Origin of the sequence: Bradyrhizobium sp. CB1717, assembly GCF_029714325.1 — a bacterium.
GTDB lineage: Bacteria > Pseudomonadota > Alphaproteobacteria > Rhizobiales > Xanthobacteraceae > Bradyrhizobium.
Window position 1 is genome coordinate 437,892 of the sequence record NZ_CP121666.1, and the last position, 19,265, is coordinate 457,156.

Genomic DNA, 19,265 nt, shown 5'->3' on the forward strand with positions numbered 1-19,265 from the left:
GAGGCGTTACGGATTGTTCATGCACATAGCCGTGTTGATGCTCGTCTTGATGACAATTGCGAACCCGGCTTGGGCGGACGCGACAAAGCCGGTCAAGCTTGTCGTTCTCGGCGATTCCTTGAGCGCGGGCCTTGGCCTCCCGGCCCAGGAGGCGTTCCCCCAAAAACTCCAAAAAGCCTTGCAGGCCAAAGGCATAGCGGTCGACATGACCAATGCCGGCGTGTCCGGCGACACCACCTCCGGCGGCCGCGACCGGCTCGACTGGTCTGTGCCTGACGGAACCGACGGCGTCATCGTCGAGCTCGGCGCCAACGACGCGCTGCGCGGCATCGATCCCGCCCTGACGCGCACGGCGCTGACCGACATCGTGCAGCGGCTCAAGGCGCGGAAGATTCCAGTGATGCTGTGCGGCATGCTGGCGCCGCCGAATTACGGCGCCGACTACGCGGCGCGCTTCAATTCGATCTATCCGGATCTGGCCAAGCAATTCGGCGTGCCGCTCTATCCGTTCTTCCTCGAGGGCGTTGCGGCCGACGCCAAGCTCAACCAGGCCGACGGCATCCATCCGACCGCGGCCGGCGTCGACATCATCGTCGGCAACATCATGCCCACGGTGGAGGCATTCATTGGCACGATAACCGAGCAACGGCGTTGAAAAGCAGGCAACGCTAACCCTAATTCCCAGGGTTTTCACGGGGTGGGCCGCGCGATGCTTCGCAGAGTCACACAACTGCGATAGGAATCAGGGTACCGGTGATTCGTCGCCGGCTCTAATTTGGATATGGTTCTGCTTCAGGGCTGTACCCAAGCATCGGGAGTGCGAAACGATGCCGCGTTTGTTCACTGGTCTGGAAATTCCGGCCGAGATCGGCCAGTCGCTTTCCAATCTCAGGGGCGGCCTTCCCGGCGCCCGGTGGATCGATCCCGAAAATTATCACGTCACCCTGCGCTTCATCGGCGACATCGACGGCCTCTACGCCAACGAGATCGCCTCGATGCTGTTTCGCGTCGACCGCAAGCCGTTCGAGGTGAAGGTGCAGGGGCTGACCAGTTTTGGCGGCCGCAAACCGAGGGCGGTCGTTGCGACGATTGCACCGAGCAAGCCGCTGATGGAATTGCAGGCCGAGCTCGAGCGCATGATGCAGCGGATCGGTCTCGACCCCGAGGGACGCAAGTTCATCCCGCATGTGACGCTGGCGCGCTTGCACGACGCTTCCGACCGCGACGTCGCCGACTATCTGTCGCTGCGCGGCTATTTTCCAAGCAAGGCGTTCATGGCCGAACGCTTCGTGCTGTTCTCCTCGCGCGCATCGACGGGCGGCGGCCCCTATGTCGTCGAGGACGCCTACGAGCTGTGTGAGTAGCTCCGCTCTCGTGCCCCGGCCGTAGAGCCGGGGCGCAGCGTTCCGCGATGAACGAAATAGTGGGTCCCGGCTCTGCGCAGCAGCGTTACGCGCTGCAGCGCGTCCGGGACACGAAAGCGCATAGCTCTGACCTCATTTCACGGCTTGCAATTTCCGCCCATCTCTGGCCGTAAGGGGCCATGCTCTCCACCCAAAATTCCTCATTCCGCGAGGCATACCAGGCCGAGATCGCGTCCGGCGCGATCGAGCCGGATGCCGCGCAGGCCGAGGTCGCCGAGGCCTATGCGGCGCTCGACCAGCGGCTCGCAAGTTACAAGCCCGCGCGCAAGCAAGGGCTGCTCAGCCGCCTGTTCAGCAGCAGCGACAAGGACGACGCGCCGCGCGGGCTCTACATCCATGGCGAGGTCGGCCGCGGCAAGACCATGCTGATGGATCTGTTCTTTCAGCACTCTAGCGTCGAGCACAAGCGCCGCGCGCATTTCCACGAATTCATGGCGGATGTGCATGAGCGCATCTACGACTATCGCCAGGGCATCGCGCGCGGCGAGATCGCCGACGGCGACGTCATCGCGCTGACGGCGACGGCGATCTTCGAGGAGAGCTGGCTGCTCTGCTTCGACGAATTCCACGTCACCGACATCGCGGACGCGATGATCCTGGGACGCCTGTTCGCAAAGCTGTTCGAGCTCGGCACCGTGGTGGTCGCGACCTCCAACGTTGCGCCCGACGATCTCTACAAGGGCGGCCTCAACCGCTCCCTGTTCCTGCCCTTCATCAAGCAGATCACCGACCACATGGACGTCGCGCGGCTCGACGCGCGCACCGACTTCCGGCTGGAGAAGCTGCAGGGCGTGCCGATGTGGCTGACGCCGGCCGATGGCGATGCGGATGCCGCGCTCGACCGCGCCTGGTCGAAAATGTCGGGCGGCGCCAAATGCAGGCCGCGCGACATCTCGATCAAGGGCCGCATCCTGCACGTGCCGTGCTCGGCGCACGGCGTGGCGCGGTTCTCCTTCGCCGATCTCTGCGAGAAGCCGCTCGGTGCATCCGACTACCTCAGGCTGGCGCACGACTATCACACCATCCTGGTCGACCATATTCCAGTGATGGACTTCTCCCAGCGCAACGCTGCCAAGCGCTTCATCACGCTGATCGATACGCTCTATGACAATGCCGTGAAGCTGATGGCCTCGGCCGACGCCAACCCGATCTCGCTCTACCTCGCCACCGAAGGCAACGAGGCCATGGAGTTCAAGCGGACCGCATCACGCCTGATCGAGATGAGCTCGGAATCCTATCTGGCACTGCCTCACGGCCGCAAGGATTCCACCGCGAGCGGCTCCACCAAGGGCCTGGTGGAGACTTAAGTCCTATCCGGTGTCATTCCGGGGCTCGCGACTCTCGTCGCGCCCCGGAATGACGGGGCTGCCTGCCCCGCGCATCGCCAAGCCCGACAAATGGGCATCCACCGACTTGAACGGGCGAAGCGAAAGGGATAACCACCCATCAGTTTTCCCTCCTTCGGATGTCTAAAGGACAGGTTCACATGGCGCGCGACAAGATTGCTTTGATTGGCTCCGGTCAGATCGGCGGAACGCTGGCTCACCTCATCGGCCTGAAAGAACTGGGCGACGTCGTGATGTTCGACATCGCCGAGGGCGTGCCGCAGGGCAAGGCGCTCGACATCGCGCAGTCCTCGCCGGTCGACGGTTTCGACGCCCACTACACCGGCGCCAACTCCTACGAGGCGCTCGACAACGCCAAGGTCTGCATCGTCACCGCCGGCGTGCCGCGCAAGCCCGGCATGAGCCGCGACGACCTCCTCTCCATCAACCTCAAGGTCATGGAGCAGGTCGGTGCCGGCATCAAGAAGTACGCCCCCGACGCCTTCGTCATCTGCATCACCAACCCGCTCGACGCGATGGTCTGGGCGCTGCAGAAGGCTTCGGGCCTGCCGCACAAGAAGGTCGTCGGCATGGCCGGCGTGCTCGACTCCGCGCGCTTCCGCTACTTCCTGGCCGACGAATTCAACGTCTCCGTTGAAGACGTCACCGCCTTCGTGCTCGGCGGCCATGGCGACACCATGGTGCCGCTGGTGAAGTACTCCACAGTCGCCGGCATCCCGCTGCCCGACCTCGTGAAGATGGGCTGGACCTCGCAGGCGCGCCTCGACGAGATCGTCGACCGCACCCGCAACGGCGGCGCCGAGATCGTCAATTTGCTCAAGACCGGCTCGGCCTTCTACGCCCCGGCCGCGTCCGCGATCGCGATGGCCGAGAGCTATCTGCGTGACAAGAAGCGCGTGCTGCCCTCGGCCGCCTACCTCAACGGCGAATACGGCGTGAAGGACATGTATGTCGGCGTGCCCGTCGTGATCGGCTCCAAGGGTGTCGAGCGCGTCGTCGAGATCGAGCTCGCCGGCAAGGACCGCGAAGCCTTCGACAAGTCGGTCGGTGCCGTGCAGGGCCTGGTCGACGCCTGCAAGAAGATCGCCCCCGATCTTCTCGGCCGCTAAGGCGCCAACAAGACCCCCGCCGAAGATCGAAAACCGGTCTTCGGCGGTTTCACTTCCGGGACCCCGTTGCCGGGACGGGTTCCGGCTCGATAGTCCAGAGATCTCGTAGTCAAAGAATCCGGGTTGCAGTTCCTGTGGTATATGGTATGCCAGCCACAAGACTGAGGTGGGCCCAAGAGGTCACCGCCCGCGGGTTCAGGGAGCGACCATATGAATATCCATGAATATCAGGCCAAAGCGCTGCTGGGTGAGTTCGGCGTGCCGATCTCCAAGGGCGTCCCGGTCCTTAAAGCCGCAGACGCGGAAGCCGCCGCCAAGGCGCTGCCCGGTCCGGTCTATGTGGTGAAGAGCCAGATCCATGCCGGCGGCCGCGGCAAGGGCAAGTTCAAGGAAGCCTCGGCCGGCGACAAGGGCGGCGTGCGCATCGCCAAGTCGGCCGCGGAGGTTTCCGAATTCGCCAAGCAGATGCTCGGCGCCACGCTCGTGACGATCCAGACCGGCCCCGCCGGCAAGCAGGTCAACCGCCTCTACATCGAGGACGGCTCGGACATCGACAAGGAGTTCTATCTCTCGCTCCTGGTCGACCGCGAGACCTCGCGCGTCTCCTTCGTCGTTTCGACCGAAGGCGGCGTCAACATCGAGGACGTCGCGCACAACACGCCCGAGAAGATCGTGACCTTCTCGGTCGATCCCGCGACCGGCATCATGGGCCATCACGGCCGCACGGTTGCGAACGCGCTGAAGCTCTCCGGTGATCTCGCCAAGCAGGCGGAAAAGCTCACCGCGCAGCTCTACGCCGCTTTCGTCGCCAAGGACATGTCGATGCTGGAGATCAACCCGCTGGTCGTGACCAAGCAGGGCCAGCTCCGCGTGCTCGACGCCAAGGTGTCGTTCGACGACAACGCGCTGTTCCGTCATCCCGAGGTGCTCGCGCTGCGCGACGAGACCGAGGAAGACGCCAAGGAAATCGAGGCGTCCAAGTACGACCTCAACTACGTCACCCTCGACGGCAACATCGGCTGCATGGTCAACGGCGCCGGTCTTGCCATGGCGACGATGGACATCATCAAGCTCTACGGCATGGCGCCGGCGAACTTCCTCGACGTCGGCGGCAGCGCCAGCAAGGAGAAGGTTGCGGCCGCGTTCAAGATCATCACCGCCGATCCCAACGTGAAGGGCATTTTGGTCAACATCTTCGGCGGCATCATGAAATGCGACGTGATCGCCGAGGGCGTCACCGCTGCGGTTCGTGAGGTCGGCCTCAGCGTGCCGCTGGTGGTTCGCCTCGAAGGCACCAATGTCGAGCTCGGCAAGAAGATCATCCGTGAGTCCGGACTGAACGTGGTGCCGGCCGACAATCTCGACGACGCCGCGCAGAAGATCGTGAAGGCCGTCAAGGGAGGCTAAGGCCATGACCCAGGACCATCTCGCCGCATCATCTCCGCTCCCCGAGCACGCGCGCCTCGCCGCGTTCGCCGGCGAATGGGATGGTGAGGAGATGGTCTTCCCGTCGCGCTGGACGGCGGGCGGGCCGGCAACGTCGCACGTCGTCGCGCGCATGGACCTCAATGGATTTTATCTGATCCAGGACGCGGTCCAGATCCGCGACGGCAAGCAGAGCTTTGCCACCCACGGCCTCTTCACCTTCGACCGCGACGACCGGACCTACAAATTGTTCTGGTACGACTCGCTCGGTTACACGCCGCCCTCGCCCGCCTCCGGCGGTTGGGTCGGCCAGACCCTGACGCTGGTGCGCGGCTCGCTCCGCGGCAATGCGCGCCACGTCTACGAGATCCTCAATGAGGATTCCTACTCGTTGAAGATCCAGTTCTCGCCGGACGCGGAAGGCTGGGCTGACGTCCTCACCGGCGTCTACCGCCGCATCCACTGACCCCTTCACTCTGTTAGTTTCGCGAAAGCAGACCTCATGTCCATCCTGATCGACAAGAACACCAAGGTCATCTGCCAGGGCTTCACCGGCAAGAACGGCACCTTCCACTCCGAGGCCGCGATCGCCTACGGCACCAAGATGGTCGGCGGCACCTCGCCGGGCAAAGGCGGCTCGACGCATCTGGGCCTGCCGGTATTCGACACCGTGCGCGATGCGCGTGAGAAGACCGGCGCCGATGCCTCGGTGATCTACGTGCCGCCGCCGGGCGCGGCGGACGCGATCTGCGAAGCCATCGACGCCGAGATCCCGCTGATCGTCTGCATCACCGAGGGCATTCCCGTCATCGACATGGTCCGCGTGAAGCGTTCGCTGGCCGGCTCCAAGTCGCGCCTGATCGGGCCGAACTGCCCGGGCGTCATGACCGCCGGCGAGTGCAAGATCGGCATCATGCCCGCCAACATCTTCAAGACCGGCTCGGTCGGCATCGTCTCCCGCTCGGGCACGCTGACCTATGAAGCCGTGTTCCAGACCTCCCAGGAAGGCCTCGGCCAGACCACCGCGGTCGGCATCGGCGGCGACCCGGTCAAGGGCACCGAATTCATCGACGTCCTCGAAATGCTCCTGGCCGACCCCAAGACCGAATCGATCATCATGATCGGCGAGATCGGCGGTTCCGCCGAGGAGGACGCCGCCCAGTTCCTCAAGGACGAGGCCAAGCGCGGCCGCAAGAAGCCGATGGTCGGCTTCATCGCCGGCGTCACCGCCCCTCCCGGCCGCCGCATGGGCCATGCCGGCGCGATCATCTCGGGCGGCAAGGGCGACGCCGGTTCCAAGACCGAGGCGATGAAATCGGCAGGGATTACAGTGTCCCCGTCGCCCGCCCGCCTCGGTCATACGCTTGCCGAAAAATTGAAGGGCTAATTCACTTCTTCGTGCTTTTCCGGGCGAAGTTTCGCAGCAAATAGGGTAAAGGGTGCCTGTCGCGTCGAGCCCTGTCGGGGGAGCTCGGCGCCAGCGCCGTTTGTTATGCGCGAACCGAAATCGCCAGGAACTCAAGTATGTCTCGCCAGGACGCGAACGCAGCCTTTGCCCTGTCATCCTTTTTGCAGGGCACCAACGCCACCTACATCGACGAAATCTACGCCCGCTACGAGAAGGACCCGTCCTCGGTCGACGCCGAGTGGCAGGAGTTCTTCAAGAGCCTCAATGACCAGCCCGCCGACGTCCGGAAGAACGCGGAAGGCCCGTCCTGGGAGCGGGACAACTGGCCGCTGACGCCCAAGGATGATCTGACCTCCGCGCTCGACGGCAACTGGGCCGAAGTCGAGAGGGCGGTCGGCGCCAAGATCGCCGCCAAGGCGCAGACCAAGGGCGCCGACATCTCCTCCACCGACGTGCTTCAGGCCACGCGCGACTCGGTCCGCGCCTTGATGCTGATCCGCTCCTACCGCATGCGCGGCCACTTCCACGCCAAGCTCGATCCGCTCGGCATCGAAGCCCAGCGCAACCGCGAAGAGCTCGACCCGCGTACCTACGGCTTCAGCGAAGCCGATTTCGACCGCAAGATCTTCCTCGACCACGTGCTCGGCCTCGAATACGGCACGCTGCGTGAGATCACCGCGATCTGCGAGCGCACCTACTGCCAGACGCTCGGCGTCGAGTTCATGCATATCAGCAATGCCGCGCAGAAGGCCTGGATCCAGGAGCGCATCGAGGGACCCGACAAGGAGATCTCGTTCACGCCTGAAGGTCGTCGCGCCATCCTGACGAAGCTGGTCGAAGCCGAGGGTTTCGAAAAGTTCTGCGACACCAAGTTCACCGGCACCAAGCGCTTCGGCCTCGATGGCGGTGAAGCGCTGATCCCCGCGCTCGAGCAGATCATCAAGCGCGGCGGCAATCTCGGCGTGAAGGAGATCGTGCTCGGCATGCCGCATCGCGGCCGCCTCAACGTGCTGACCCAGGTGTTGGGCAAGGCCCATCGCGCGCTGTTCCACGAGTTCAAGGGCGGCTCGGCCAATCCCGACGCGGTCGAAGGCTCGGGCGACGTCAAGTACCACCTCGGCGCCTCCTCGGACCGCGAGTTCGACGGCAACCGCATCCATCTGTCGCTGACCGCCAACCCCTCGCATCTCGAGATCGTCGATCCCGTGGTGCTCGGCAAGGTCCGCGCCAAGCAGGACCAGCACGGCGATCCGCCTGACATGCGCATCTCGGTGATGCCGCTGCTGATGCACGGCGACGCCGCGTTCGCCGGCCAGGGCGTGGTCGCGGAGTGCTTCGGTCTCTCCGACCTCAAGGGCTACCGCACCGGCGGCTCCGTGCACTTCATCGTCAACAACCAGATCGGCTTCACCACCTATCCGCGTTACTCGCGCTCCTCGCCCTATCCGTCGGATGTGGCGAAGATGATCGACGCGCCGATCTTCCACGTGAACGGCGACGATCCGGAAGCCGTCGTGTTCGCGGCCAAGGTCGCGACCGAATTCCGCCAGAAGTTCCACAAGCCCGTCGTCATCGACATGTGGTGCTATCGCCGCTACGGCCACAACGAGGGCGACGAGCCGGCATTCACCCAGCCGGTCATGTACAAGCGGATCGCGGCCCATCCCTCGACCCTCACTCTCTACTCCAAGCGCCTGATTGCCGAAGGCGTGGTCACGGAGGGCGAGGTCGACAAGATGAAGGCCGACTGGCGCTCGCGGCTCGATGCCGAGTTCGAGGCCGGCACCTCCTACAAGCCGAACAAGGCCGACTGGCTCGACGGCAAGTGGTCCGGCTTCAAGATCGCCGACCAGGAAGAGGATGCACGGCGCGGCGTCACCGGCGTCGACATTGCCACGCTGAAGGATATCGGCCGCAAGATCACCAAGGTGCCGGACGGCTTCCGCGTCCACCGCACCATCCAGCGCTTCCTCGATAACCGCTCCAAGGCGATCGACACCGGCGCCGGCATCGACTGGGCGACCGGCGAGGCGCTGGCGTTCTGTTCGCTGCTCAACGAAAACCATCACGTTCGCCTGTCCGGACAGGATTCGGAGCGCGGCACCTTCTCGCAGCGCCATTCGGTCCTGATCGACCAGGAAGACGAGAGCCGCTACACGCCGTTCAACCATCTCGGCCACGAGCAGGGCCATTACGAGGTGATCAACTCGCTGCTGTCGGAAGAAGCCGTGCTCGGCTTCGAATACGGCTATTCGCTCGCCGAGCCGAACACGCTGACCCTGTGGGAAGCGCAGTTCGGCGACTTCGCCAACGGTGCGCAGGTCGTGTTCGACCAGTTCATCTCCTCGGGCGAGCGCAAATGGCTGCGCATGTCCGGCCTCGTCTGCCTCTTGCCGCATGGCTATGAGGGCCAGGGTCCGGAGCACTCCTCGGCGCGCCTCGAGCGTTACCTGCAGATGTGCGCGGAAGACAACATGCAGGTGGTCTACCCGACCACGCCGGCGAACTACTTCCACGCGCTGCGCCGGCAGCTGCACCGCGAGATCCGCAAGCCCCTGATCATGATGACGCCGAAGTCGCTGCTGCGTCACAAGCGGGCGGTGTCGCGTCTCGAGGAGCTGGCGAAGGGAACGACCTTCCACCGCATCCTCTATGATGACGCCCAGATGCTGCCGAACGAGGCCATCAAGCTCGTTCCGGACGAGAAGATCCGCCGCATCGTGCTGTGCTCCGGCAAGGTCTATTACGACCTCTACGAGGAGCGCGAGAAGCGCGGCATCGACGACATCTACCTGATGCGCGTCGAGCAGCTCTATCCGGTGCCGCTGAAGGCGCTGGTGGCCGAGCTGTCGCGCTTCAAGAAGGCCGAGATGGTGTGGTGCCAGGAAGAGCCCCGCAACATGGGTGCCTGGCACTTCATCGAGCCCTATCTGGAATGGGTGCTGAACCAGGTGAACGGCGTGAGCCGGCGTCCGCGTTATGTCGGCCGCGCCGCTTCCGCCGCGACCGCCACGGGTCTGATGTCCAAGCATCAGGCTCAGCTGAAGGCGTTCCTGGACGAAGCACTGAGCTGAACTTTTTGAACTGCGTCATGTCCCGCCTTGTGCGCAACCAGCGCACCGGGGCGGGGCATCCAGTCGCCGTGACGTGAATGCGAGCGTCCCGGCTTGCTGGATGGCCTGCTTTTCGCAGGCCGATGACACCTGAATTCATGACCGCTACTGGCGATCCCTTAAGGAAGAGACCATGACTGAAATTCGTGTGCCGACGCTCGGCGAATCCGTCACCGAGGCCACCATCGGCCGCTGGTTCAAGAAGGCCGGCGATCCCGTCGCCGTCGACGAGCCCTTGGTGGAGCTCGAGACCGACAAGGTCACCATCGAGGTCCCCGCACCCTCCGCCGGCACGCTGAGCGAGATCATCGCCGCCGATGGCGCGACCGTTGCGGTCGGCGCGCTGCTCGGCCAGATCACCGACGGTGCCGGCGCTGCCAAGCCCGCCGCTGCGCCGGCCAAGGCTGCTGCTCCTGCTGCTGCGGCTGCTCCCGCGCCGGCTCCGGCTGCCGCGAAGGCTCCGCCGGCCGACGCCCCGCTCGCGCCTTCCGTGCGAAAACTGTCGGCCGAGACCGGCATCGACGCTTCGACCGTTCCGGGCTCCGGCAAGGACGGCCGCGTCACCAAGGGCGACATGCTCGCTGCGATCGAGCGCGCCGCGTCCGCGCCGACCCCGGTCAACCAGCCCGCCGCCGCCGTGCAGGTCCGCGCGCCGTCGCCGGCCGATGACGCCGCCCGCGAAGAGCGCGTCAAGATGACCCGCCTGCGCCAGACCATCGCGCGCCGCCTCAAGGACGTGCAGAACACCGCGGCCATGCTGACGACCTTCAACGAGGTCGACATGACCAACGTCATGGCCCTGCGCGCCCACTACAAGGACGCGTTCGAGAAGAAGCACGGCGCCAAGCTCGGCTTCATGGGCTTCTTCACCAAGGCCGTCGTGCAGGCGCTCAAGGACATCCCGGCGGTCAACGCCGAGATCGACGGCAGCGACCTGATCTACAAGAACTACTATCACATCGGCGTCGCCGTCGGCACCGACAAGGGCCTCGTCGTGCCCGTGGTGCGCGACTGCGACCACAAGTCGATCTCCGACATCGAGAAGGGCATCGCCGATTTCGGTCGCCGCGCCCGTGACGGCCAGCTCAAGATCGACGAGATGCAGGGCGGCACCTTCACCATCACCAATGGCGGCATCTACGGCTCGCTGATGTCGACCCCGATCCTGAACGCGCCGCAGTCCGGCATTCTCGGCATGCACAAGATCCAGGAGCGGCCGATGGTCGTCGGCGGCAAGATCGAGGTCCGCCCGATGATGTATCTGGCGCTGTCCTACGATCACCGCGTGATCGACGGCAAGGAAGCGGTCACCTTCCTGGTTCGCGTCAAGGAGAGCCTGGAAGATCCGGCGCGCCTGGTGCTGGACCTCTGATCCCTGACGCTCTGCGAGCGCCGTCGCCAATCGCGACGGCGCATGTCGAACCATGGAGGCGCGCGTGACGGATAAGGTCGTTGTCATCACCGGCGGCAGCCGCGGCATCGGGCGGGCGACCGCCATTGCGGCGGCCGCGCGCGGCTTTCGCGTCGTGGTCGGCTATGCCAGCAACAAGACCGCGGCCGACGAGGTGGTCGCGCAGATCGAGGCCAGCAACGGCAAGGCCATCGCGGTGAAATGCGACGTCGCCGAGGAAAGCGACATCCTCGCGCTGTTCAAGGAAGCCGACAAGTTCGGTACGCTTGGCGCGCTCGTCAACAATGGCGGCATCGTCGGCAAGAGCGGCGTGCGCGTCGACGAGATGTCGGCCGAGCGCATCCAGCGCGTGATGGCGGTCAACGTCACCGGCTCCATCCTCTGCGCGCGCGAAGCCGTGAAGCGGATGTCGACCAAGCATGGCGGCAAGGGTGGCGTCATCGTCAACCTGTCATCGGTTGCTGCGAGGCTCGGCGCACCCAACACCTATGTCGATTACGCCGCGTCCAAGGGCGCGATCGATTCCTTCACCGTCGGCCTCGGCTACGAGGTTGCAAACGAAGGCATCCGTGTCGCCGGCATTCGCCCCGGCCTGATCGACACCGAAATCCACGCTGCCGGCGGCGAGCCGGACCGCGCCCATCGCCTGGCCCATCTGGTGCCGATGAAGCGCGTCGGCACTGCCGACGAAATCGCCAATGCCATCGTCTGGCTGATGTCGGACGAGGCCTCCTACGTCACCTCAGCCATTCTCGATGTGTCCGGCGGACGCTGACGCGCCGCGCGGACGCTGACACATCCTCATCACGCTAAACCTACGGGACTTCCTCTCATGGCTACCTACGATCTCGTCGTCATCGGCACCGGACCGGGCGGTTATGTCTGCGCTGTGCGCGCCAGCCAGCTCGGCATGAAAGTCGCCGTGGTCGAAAAGAACGCAACGCTCGGCGGCACCTGCCTCAATGTCGGCTGCATGCCCTCCAAGGCGCTGCTGCATGCGTCCGAGATGTTCGAGGAAGCCGGGCATTCCTTTGCCAAGATGGGCGTGTCGGTCTCCTCGCCGAAGCTCGATCTGCCGTCGATGATGAATTTCAAGCAGCAGGGCATCGACGGCAACGTCAAGGGCGTCGAGTTCCTGATGAAGAAGAACAAGATCGACGTGCTCAAGGGCACCGGCAAGATCCTCGGCACCGGCAAGGTCGAGGTCTCCGCCGACGGCAAGTCGCAGGTGGTCGAGACCAAGAACATCGTGATCGCCACCGGCTCCGACATCGCGCGCCTCAAGGGCATCGAGATCGACGAGAAGCGCATCGTGTCCTCGACCGGCGCGCTGTCGCTGGAGAAGGTGCCCGGCCGATTGCTGGTCATTGGCGCCGGCGTGATCGGGCTCGAACTTGGCTCTGTGTGGCGCCGGCTCGGAGCCGAAGTCATGGTGGTCGAATTCCTCGATCGCATTCTGCCCGGCATGGACGGCGAGATCGCCAAGCAGTTCCAGCGCATCCTTGAAAAGCAGGGATTTGCATTCAAGCTGGGTTCGAAGGTCACCGGTGTCGAAGCGAACAGCAAGGCGTTGCTCGCGAAAATCGAGCCGGCTGCCGGCGGTGCCGCCGAGACCATCGAGGCCGATGTCGTTCTGGTCTGCATCGGCCGCACGCCCTACACGGACGGGCTCGGCCTGAAGGAAGCCGGCGTCGCGCTCGACCCGCGCGGCCGCGTCCAGATCGACCCGCATTTCGCCACCAGCCTGAAGGGCGTCTATGCCATCGGCGACGTCGTCGCCGGCCCGATGCTCGCGCACAAGGCCGAGGATGAAGGCGTTGCGGTCGCGGAGATCATCGCCGGCCAGGCCGGCCACGTGAATTACGATGTGATCCCGGGCGTCGTGTATACCACGCCGGAAGTGTCCTCCGTCGGCAAGACCGAGGAGGAGCTGAAGCAGGCGGGCACAGCTTATACCGTCGGGAAGTTTCCCTTTACCGCCAACGGCCGCTCCAAGGTCAACCAGACCACCGACGGCTTTGTGAAGATTCTCGCAGATGCGAAGACCGATCGCGTGCTCGGCGTGCACATTATCGGCATTGAGGCCGGCGAAATGATCCATGAAGCCTGCGTTCTCATGGAATTTGGTGGCAGTGCGGAAGATCTCGCGCGCACCTGCCACGCCCATCCGACCCGCTCGGAGGCCGTCAAGGAAGCCGCGCTTGCAGTCGGCAAGCGGGCCATCCATATGTAGGCTCGCGCTCAGCGACGAACCGGGCGGGAAACACATGCTGCGCCGCCTTCTGCAACCGGTCTGGGTCCTGCTTGCGATCATCTTCCTGATCGAAGCCTGGCTGTGGGATCACCTCGAACCGATCGTCGCGCGGGTTGTCGCAGCCATCCCGCTCGCACGGTTCAAGCAATGGCTGACGGAGCGCGTCGACGCGCTGTCGCCGGCCATGACGCTGATCGTGTTCGCGGTCCCCATCATCCCGCTGTTTCCGCTCAAGCTGGTCGGCCTGTGGCTGCTCACGCACGAGTACTGGACCAGCGCGGTCTTCACGATCATTTTCGCAAAGCTCGCCGGCGTCGGCGTCACCGCCTTCGTGTTCGACGTCACGCGCGACAAGCTTTTGGAGATGCCCTGGTTCGAGCGGATCTATGATCTCGTGATGAGGGTGCGCGCCAAGGCGCACCAGCTGGTCGACCCGATCAAGCGCCGCATCCGCGAGCTGATCGCCGGCAACGGCGAAGGCTGGTCCGCCCGCACGCTCCGCCTGATCCAGCGCTTCCGCAAGAGCGTGCACCAGGCGCGCTAGCTGCCTGCCAGAGGCACGCGCCTCTATCCTCCGTCATTGCGAGCGCAGCGAAGCAATCCAGAATCTTTCCGCGGAGGCAGTCTGGATTGCTTCGTCGCAAGGGCTCCTCGCAATGACGCGGTGAGAACCCTGTCTCAGCCCCTCAATGCAAATGCACCAGATGCGGCCACCACAGGCCGAGGGCGGTCATGAGCAGGCCGGCGAGCGTCAGCACGCCAGCGACATAGGCCAGCGCGATCATGCCGGTGATGATGGTGGCGGACGCCAGCACGATGCCGATCTGGAAGGCGGCCGATGCCAGCTCGAAATGGTGGTACTTCGCGGTCGCCTCGTCGCGCTCGTGCTCGGCATGCTTGGCCTTCTCGGCGAGCTGCTCGGTGCCTTCGCCGGTCTCGGGCTCGGAGCGGTAGCGCGCCGCGGTCTTGGTCCAGTCGTCGACCTGCTTCTGCACGAGCGCCTTCTGGGCGTCGTCGGTCGTGCCGGCCAGCGTCAGCTTGCCCTGCTCGGCCGCGGTCACGACCACGGTGCGGCGGATGCTCTTGGCCTGGAAGAACGCCCAGAGATTGGCGGCCTCGACGTTCTTGCTGATCGATTCGGTCTGCGCGCCCTTGCCGAGCGTCTCCGAGATCGCCAGGAACAGCGCCAGCACGGCGATCAAGAGGGCGATCTTCTTGTTCGAGCCGGACGCGTGCTCGGCGTGCTCGGCGTGCTCCATGCTTTCATGTGCGCTCATAAATCCCTCCTGCTGCGATAGCCCACGATTGACCGAACCGCGCGGCCTGCGCAAGAGGCAAGGAACTTGTGACGTCAGTGTGTCAGCGTCTTGGATGCGCGCTGGCATAGACTTCGAGCAGGCGCTCGGAATCGATGCCGGTGTAGATCTGCGTGGTCGAGAGCGAGGAATGGCCGAGCAGTTCCTGGATTGCGCGCAAGTCCCCGCCGCGCGACAGCAGATGCGTGGCGAAGGAGTGACGGAGCGCGTGCGGCGTGGCGCTGTCGGGCAAGCCGAGCGCGCCGCGCAGCCGTTCCATCGCGAGCTGGATGATGCGCGGGCTCAAGGGACCGCCGCGTGCGCCGACGAAGATCGGCCCTTCCGCCGGCAGCGGATAGGGACACATCGAAACGTATTCCTGCACCAGCTCGAGCACGTTCTGCAGCACCGGCACCATGCGCGTCTTGTTGCCTTTGCCTGTCACGACCAGCACGTCGCCTTCGCCGGGCTTCGGCACCTCGCGGCGCTTCAGGCTGAGCGCTTCGGAGATGCGCAGGCCGGAGCCATACAAGAGCGCCATCACCGCGGCATCGCGCACCAGGATCCAGGTCTCGCGCTCCTCGCCGGCGCGCTCGTCGGCGTCTGCGAGGCGTTTGGCTGACGCCATCGGCAACGGCTTCGGCAGGCTCTTTGCGACTTTCGGCGCGCGGATCGCGGAGAGTGCACCGACCTTACCCTTGCCCTCGCGCTCGAGGAAACGGCCGAACGAGCGCAGGCCCGCCAGCGCGCGCATCAGGCTGCGGCCGGCAATGTCGTCGGCGCGGCGCATCGCCATGAAGGCGCGTACGTCGGTGGCCTCCAGCGCGGCGAATCGCTCGAGCGTGACCCGCTCGCCCCAATGGCTGCAAAGGAAATCCAGGCACTGCCGCAGATCGCGGCCATAGGCCTCCAGCGTCTTCGGCGACAGCCGCCGCTCGGCGCCGAGATGCGACAGCCAGCGCGTCATCTCCTGCGCGATCGAGGGATCGGCGCTGGCGAGCTCGATTTGAGGGGCGGTCGCTTTGCTCATGCGCTCTGGACGTAATGATTCCGCACAGTATATCGCATCACACAAGTTTACTGTTCGCTAAGGCTGCGCCATGGCGCTAGCCTTCAGGCCCCCGGGTTCCGATTCTCCTTCCAAAGATCGTTGATGGATTACACGTCGCGCAGCAACACCGCCCCCGCCAACGCGACCGGCATGGTCGACGTGCTGGTGCCGGTCGCGCTCGACCAGACCTATTCCTACAAGGTGCCGCGCGGCATGGAGCTTAAGGCGGGCGACCTCGTCGGCGTGCCGCTCGGCGCACGCGAGGTGCTGGCCGTGGTCTGGGGGGAGAATGCCAATCCCGATCCGCGCCTGCACAACCGCCTCAAGGAGGTCAGCGAGAAGCTCGACATCCCGCCGCTGAAGCCCGAATTGCGCCAGGTCGTCGACTGGGTCGCAAATTACACGCTGAGCCCGCGCGGCATGGTGCTGCGCATGTGCCTGCGGATGGGCGAAAATCTTGGCCCCGAGCGGGTGCGTCCCGGCGTGCGCCTGACCGGCGATCCGCCGCGGCGGCTGACGCCGGCGCGGCAGCGGGTGATCGAGGTGCTGTCGGACCGCCTGCTGCATGCCAAGTCCGAGGCCGCCAAGGAAGCCGGCGTGTCGGCCGGCGTGATCGACGGGCTCGTCGACGAAGGCACGCTCACGGTCGAGCCGATGCCGCCGCCTGCGCCGCCACCTAGCCCCGATCCGGAGTTCGGCCGTCCGGATTTCTCGCCGCTGCAGCGGGCCGGTGTCGATGCGATGCGCGCGCTCGCGGCCAATGGCAGCTTCCACGTCGCGCTGCTCGATGGCGTCACCGGCTCCGGCAAGACCGAGGTCTATTTCGAGGCCGTCGCGGAAACCATCCGCCGCGGCAAGCAGTCGCTGATCCTGATGCCGGAGATCGCGCTCACCGGCCAGTTCCTCGACCGCTTCGCGCGGCGCTTTGGCGTGCGGCCGATCGAATGGCATTCCGAGCTGACGCCGCGCACCCGCGCGCGCAATTGGGCGGCGATCTCCGAGGGAAGCGCGCCGGTCGTGGTCGGCGCGCGCTCGGCGCTGTTTTTGCCTTACGCCAATCTCGGCCTCATCGTCGTCGATGAAGAGCACGACCAGGCCTACAAGCAGGACGAGGGCGTGCATTACCACGCCCGCGACATGGCGGTGGTGCGCGCGCATATCGCCAAGATCCCGGTCGTGCTGGCGTCCGCAACGCCGTCGGTCGAATCCGAGGTCAACGCGCGCAAGAGCCGCTATCAGCGCATCGCGCTGCCCTCGCGCTTCGGCGGCCAGCACATGCCGCATATCGAGGCCATCGACCTGCGCCGCGAGCCGCCCGCGCGCGGCCGCTATATCTCGCCGCGCTTGGCCTCCGAGATCAGAACCGCGATCGAGCGGCGCGAGCAGGCGCTGTTGTTCCTCAATCGCCGCGGCTATGCGCCGCTGACGCTGTGCCGCGGCTGCGGCCATCGCTTCGCCTGCACCATCTGCGATGCTTGGCTGGTCGATCACCGCTTTCGCCAGCGCCTCGTCTGTCACCATTGCGGCTTCTCGATGCCGCGCCCGCATCTCTGTCCGAACTGCTCGGCCGACGAATCCCTGGTCGCGGTCGGTCCGGGCGTGGAGCGCCTGCAGGAGGAGGCGGCCGCGCTGTTCCCGGAAGCGCGCACCATGGTGCTGTCGAGCGATCTCATCACCTCGATCGAGACGATGCGCTCAGAGCTTGCTGAGATCGCGGAGGGCCGCGTCGACATCATCATCGGCACCCAGCTCGTCGCCAAGGGCCACAACTTTCCGCGGCTCAACTTGGTCGGCGTGATCGATGCCGATCTCGGCCTCAGCAACGGCGATCCGCGCGCCGCGGAGCGGACCTGGCAATTGCTCAACCAGGTGATCGGCCGCGCCGGCCGCGAGCAGGGCCGCGGCGTCGGCTATCTGCAGACCCATCAGCCCGATCATCCCGTGATGAAGGCGTTGATCGCCTGCGATCGCGAGGCTTTCTACGACAGCGAGATCGATCTGCGCGAGAAGACGCTCTATCCGCCGTTCGGCCGGCTCGCGAGCCTGATCATCTCCGCCGGCGACCGGCCGAGCGCGGAAGGTCTCGGCCGCCGTCTCGTCGCGCTCGCGCCGCGCGACGAGCGCGTGGTGGTGCTCGGCCCGGCCGAGGCGCCGCTCGCGGTCATCAAGGGCCGCTACCGCTTCCGCATCCTGGTGAAATCGGCGCGCGGTTTCGATCTCTCGGATTACTTGCGCAACTGGCTCGCCGTCTGCCCGAAGCCGACGGGCAATCAAAAGCTCGAAGTCGACGTCGATCCGCAGAGCTTTTTGTAGGGCTGCCCCCACTCTCTCCTCGTCATTGCGAGGAGCCCTTGCGACGAAGCAATCCAGAGTCTCTCCGCCGAACGATTCTGGATTGCTTCGCTCCGCTCGCAATGACGGTGGAGAAAGAGCCTGTAGCCCGGATGGAGCGAAGCGTAATCCGGGGCAGGTCGATCCGCGCACGAAGACCCCGGATTGCGCTGCGCTCCATCCGGGCTACGACGACAGCACACAAAAAAGCCCGCGGTCCCCCAAGACCGCGGGCTTGTTTTCATGCGCGCATCAAACTGATGGAAAGTGCGCGGGTCACGTGAGGCGCTTGAACGCCCTTAGGAGACGACTTCCGCGGTCACGCGGCCGACGCCGGCGCCGGTGAGGCCGATGGCGCGGGCAGCGCCGGTGGAGAGGTCGAGGACACGGCCGCGGATGAACGGGCCGCGGTCATTGATGGTGACGACGACGCTCTGGCCGCGGTGCGTGACGCGCAGCTTGGTGCCGAACGGCAGCGAGCGGTGCGCAGCGGTCAAGGCGTTCTGGTTGAAGCGCTGGCCCGACGCGGTCCGGCTGCCGGACTCGTTGCCGTAATAGGACGCCATGCCGGAGAAGCTGTGGCCGGTGCCCGAGGACGGCGTCATCGCCGCGTTGGCGTTGCGCCAATCGGGGGTCGCGTTGGTATCGGCCTGGGCGTGGTGGCGGTGATGATGCCGGTGATGCCTGGATTTTGCGGAAGCCTCGGTGGCAGTTCCACCGATGATGAGAGTTGCGGCGACGAAAGCGAGCGCCGTGCGCGGCCGGGTCACAGTGCCCAGCGTCTTCAAAGACAGCATTTAGTGGTCCCTAAGCTAGTATTGCCACATATGTGGCTAGTGGAGCCCCCATCAGTTTGTGAGCGGGTTGGCGTTTCGATTCCTAATGAGGCGTGAATTGGGCAGTAAATCCGCTATGTGTCGTCATGAAATATCTTGTTACCGGCGCGCGATATTCAGCCGATGTTCCGTAATCTTCGGCTTTAACGATTCATTAACCTCATGATTACTTACGAATACGGTAAAACGAAGTCATCGCCCTCCGCGTTTAGAATTGGGAAAGTATTCAGCGAGTGGAGCGGAGCAGGCGGGAATCACGCCT

At 65.0% G+C, this 19,265-nt stretch carries 16 protein-coding genes; 13 read left to right on the plus strand and 3 right to left on the minus strand.

Annotated features, from left to right (window positions below):
- Positions 1–19: 19 nt before the first annotated feature.
- The 12 genes from QA649_RS02125 (at position 20) to QA649_RS02180 (ending at position 14,034) form a co-directional block, all read left to right on the plus strand.
- Positions 20–655 carry an arylesterase gene (locus tag QA649_RS02125; protein WP_283026235.1) on the plus strand — a complete coding sequence of 212 codons (636 nt, stop codon included), beginning with the start codon at positions 20–22 and terminating at the stop codon, positions 653–655.
- 172 nt (positions 656–827) lie between these two features.
- Positions 828–1,364 carry an RNA 2',3'-cyclic phosphodiesterase gene (thpR, locus tag QA649_RS02130; protein ID WP_018643902.1) on the plus strand — a complete coding sequence of 179 codons (537 nt, stop codon included), beginning with the start codon at positions 828–830 and terminating at the stop codon, positions 1,362–1,364.
- Positions 1,365–1,543: 179 nt separating this feature from the next.
- Positions 1,544–2,731 carry a cell division protein ZapE gene (gene zapE, locus QA649_RS02135; protein ID WP_283022753.1) on the plus strand — a complete coding sequence of 396 codons (1,188 nt, stop codon included), beginning with the start codon at positions 1,544–1,546 and terminating at the stop codon, positions 2,729–2,731.
- A gap of 179 nt (positions 2,732–2,910) precedes the next feature.
- Positions 2,911–3,879: a malate dehydrogenase gene (gene mdh, locus QA649_RS02140; protein WP_008145224.1), complete on the plus strand. Its 969-nt coding sequence runs from the start codon at positions 2,911–2,913 to the stop codon at positions 3,877–3,879.
- 210 nt (positions 3,880–4,089) lie between these two features.
- On the plus strand, positions 4,090–5,286 hold the full coding sequence (gene sucC / locus QA649_RS02145; protein WP_018643900.1) for an ADP-forming succinate--CoA ligase subunit beta: 1,197 nt from the start codon (positions 4,090–4,092) through the stop codon (positions 5,284–5,286).
- A gap of 4 nt (positions 5,287–5,290) precedes the next feature.
- The gene (locus QA649_RS02150; protein WP_283022754.1) at positions 5,291–5,770 is read left to right on the plus strand and encodes a DUF1579 family protein; all 480 of its coding nucleotides are present in this window, start codon (positions 5,291–5,293) and stop codon (positions 5,768–5,770) included.
- 36 nt (positions 5,771–5,806) lie between these two features.
- Positions 5,807–6,691: a succinate--CoA ligase subunit alpha gene (sucD, locus tag QA649_RS02155; protein ID WP_035702902.1), complete on the plus strand. Its 885-nt coding sequence runs from the start codon at positions 5,807–5,809 to the stop codon at positions 6,689–6,691.
- 137 nt (positions 6,692–6,828) lie between these two features.
- Positions 6,829–9,786 carry a 2-oxoglutarate dehydrogenase E1 component gene (locus QA649_RS02160; RefSeq protein WP_283022755.1) on the plus strand — a complete coding sequence of 986 codons (2,958 nt, stop codon included), beginning with the start codon at positions 6,829–6,831 and terminating at the stop codon, positions 9,784–9,786.
- 172 nt (positions 9,787–9,958) lie between these two features.
- Positions 9,959–11,197: a 2-oxoglutarate dehydrogenase complex dihydrolipoyllysine-residue succinyltransferase gene (gene odhB, locus QA649_RS02165; protein WP_283022756.1), complete on the plus strand. Its 1,239-nt coding sequence runs from the start codon at positions 9,959–9,961 to the stop codon at positions 11,195–11,197.
- A 52-nt stretch (positions 11,198–11,249) separates the two neighbouring features.
- The gene (locus QA649_RS02170) at positions 11,250–12,011 is read left to right on the plus strand and encodes an SDR family oxidoreductase (protein ID WP_283022757.1); all 762 of its coding nucleotides are present in this window, start codon (positions 11,250–11,252) and stop codon (positions 12,009–12,011) included.
- Positions 12,012–12,068: 57 nt separating this feature from the next.
- The gene (lpdA, locus tag QA649_RS02175) at positions 12,069–13,469 is read left to right on the plus strand and encodes a dihydrolipoyl dehydrogenase (protein ID WP_283022758.1); all 1,401 of its coding nucleotides are present in this window, start codon (positions 12,069–12,071) and stop codon (positions 13,467–13,469) included.
- 34 nt (positions 13,470–13,503) lie between these two features.
- On the plus strand, positions 13,504–14,034 hold the full coding sequence (locus tag QA649_RS02180) for a hypothetical protein (protein WP_283022759.1): 531 nt from the start codon (positions 13,504–13,506) through the stop codon (positions 14,032–14,034).
- 142 nt (positions 14,035–14,176) lie between these two features.
- Here QA649_RS02180 and QA649_RS02185 read toward each other — a convergent pair whose 3' ends face one another.
- A complete protein-coding gene (locus tag QA649_RS02185) occupies positions 14,177–14,767 on the minus strand; it encodes a DUF4337 domain-containing protein (protein ID WP_283022760.1) in 591 nt (196 codons plus the stop codon).
- An 82-nt stretch (positions 14,768–14,849) separates the two neighbouring features.
- The gene (locus QA649_RS02190; protein ID WP_283022761.1) at positions 14,850–15,815 is read right to left on the minus strand and encodes a tyrosine recombinase XerC; all 966 of its coding nucleotides are present in this window, start codon (positions 15,813–15,815) and stop codon (positions 14,850–14,852) included.
- Between the two features lie 123 nt (positions 15,816–15,938).
- Here QA649_RS02190 and QA649_RS02195 point away from each other — a divergent pair, with 123 nt between their 5' ends.
- A complete protein-coding gene (locus QA649_RS02195; protein ID WP_283022762.1) occupies positions 15,939–18,149 on the plus strand; it encodes a primosomal protein N' in 2,211 nt (736 codons plus the stop codon).
- A 317-nt stretch (positions 18,150–18,466) separates the two neighbouring features.
- Here QA649_RS02195 and QA649_RS02200 read toward each other — a convergent pair whose 3' ends face one another.
- Positions 18,467–18,964, minus strand: coding sequence for a septal ring lytic transglycosylase RlpA family protein (locus QA649_RS02200; RefSeq protein ID WP_283022763.1), 498 nt, complete (start codon positions 18,962–18,964; stop codon positions 18,467–18,469).
- Positions 18,965–19,265 lie beyond the last annotated feature (301 nt).

What these genes read in the sequence shown, in the direction of transcription:
- QA649_RS02125 (WP_283026235.1), top strand. Translation starts at nt 20, where the DNA reads ATGCACATAGCCGTGTTGATGCTCGTCTTGATGACAATTGCGAACCCG.
- thpR (WP_018643902.1), top strand. Translation starts at nt 828, where the DNA reads ATGCCGCGTTTGTTCACTGGTCTGGAAATTCCGGCCGAGATCGGCCAG.
- zapE (WP_283022753.1), top strand. Translation starts at nt 1,544, where the DNA reads ATGCTCTCCACCCAAAATTCCTCATTCCGCGAGGCATACCAGGCCGAG.
- mdh (WP_008145224.1), top strand. Translation starts at nt 2,911, where the DNA reads ATGGCGCGCGACAAGATTGCTTTGATTGGCTCCGGTCAGATCGGCGGA.
- sucC (WP_018643900.1), top strand. Translation starts at nt 4,090, where the DNA reads ATGAATATCCATGAATATCAGGCCAAAGCGCTGCTGGGTGAGTTCGGC.
- QA649_RS02150 (WP_283022754.1), top strand. Translation starts at nt 5,291, where the DNA reads ATGACCCAGGACCATCTCGCCGCATCATCTCCGCTCCCCGAGCACGCG.
- sucD (WP_035702902.1), top strand. Translation starts at nt 5,807, where the DNA reads ATGTCCATCCTGATCGACAAGAACACCAAGGTCATCTGCCAGGGCTTC.
- QA649_RS02160 (WP_283022755.1), top strand. Translation starts at nt 6,829, where the DNA reads ATGTCTCGCCAGGACGCGAACGCAGCCTTTGCCCTGTCATCCTTTTTG.
- odhB (WP_283022756.1), top strand. Translation starts at nt 9,959, where the DNA reads ATGACTGAAATTCGTGTGCCGACGCTCGGCGAATCCGTCACCGAGGCC.
- QA649_RS02170 (WP_283022757.1), top strand. Translation starts at nt 11,250, where the DNA reads ATGGAGGCGCGCGTGACGGATAAGGTCGTTGTCATCACCGGCGGCAGC.
- lpdA (WP_283022758.1), top strand. Translation starts at nt 12,069, where the DNA reads ATGGCTACCTACGATCTCGTCGTCATCGGCACCGGACCGGGCGGTTAT.
- QA649_RS02180 (WP_283022759.1), top strand. Translation starts at nt 13,504, where the DNA reads ATGCTGCGCCGCCTTCTGCAACCGGTCTGGGTCCTGCTTGCGATCATC.
- QA649_RS02185 (WP_283022760.1), bottom strand. Translation starts at nt 14,767, where the DNA reads ATGAGCGCACATGAAAGCATGGAGCACGCCGAGCACGCCGAGCACGCG.
- QA649_RS02190 (WP_283022761.1), bottom strand. Translation starts at nt 15,815, where the DNA reads ATGAGCAAAGCGACCGCCCCTCAAATCGAGCTCGCCAGCGCCGATCCC.
- QA649_RS02195 (WP_283022762.1), top strand. Translation starts at nt 15,939, where the DNA reads ATGGATTACACGTCGCGCAGCAACACCGCCCCCGCCAACGCGACCGGC.
- QA649_RS02200 (WP_283022763.1), bottom strand. Translation starts at nt 18,964, where the DNA reads ATGCTGTCTTTGAAGACGCTGGGCACTGTGACCCGGCCGCGCACGGCG.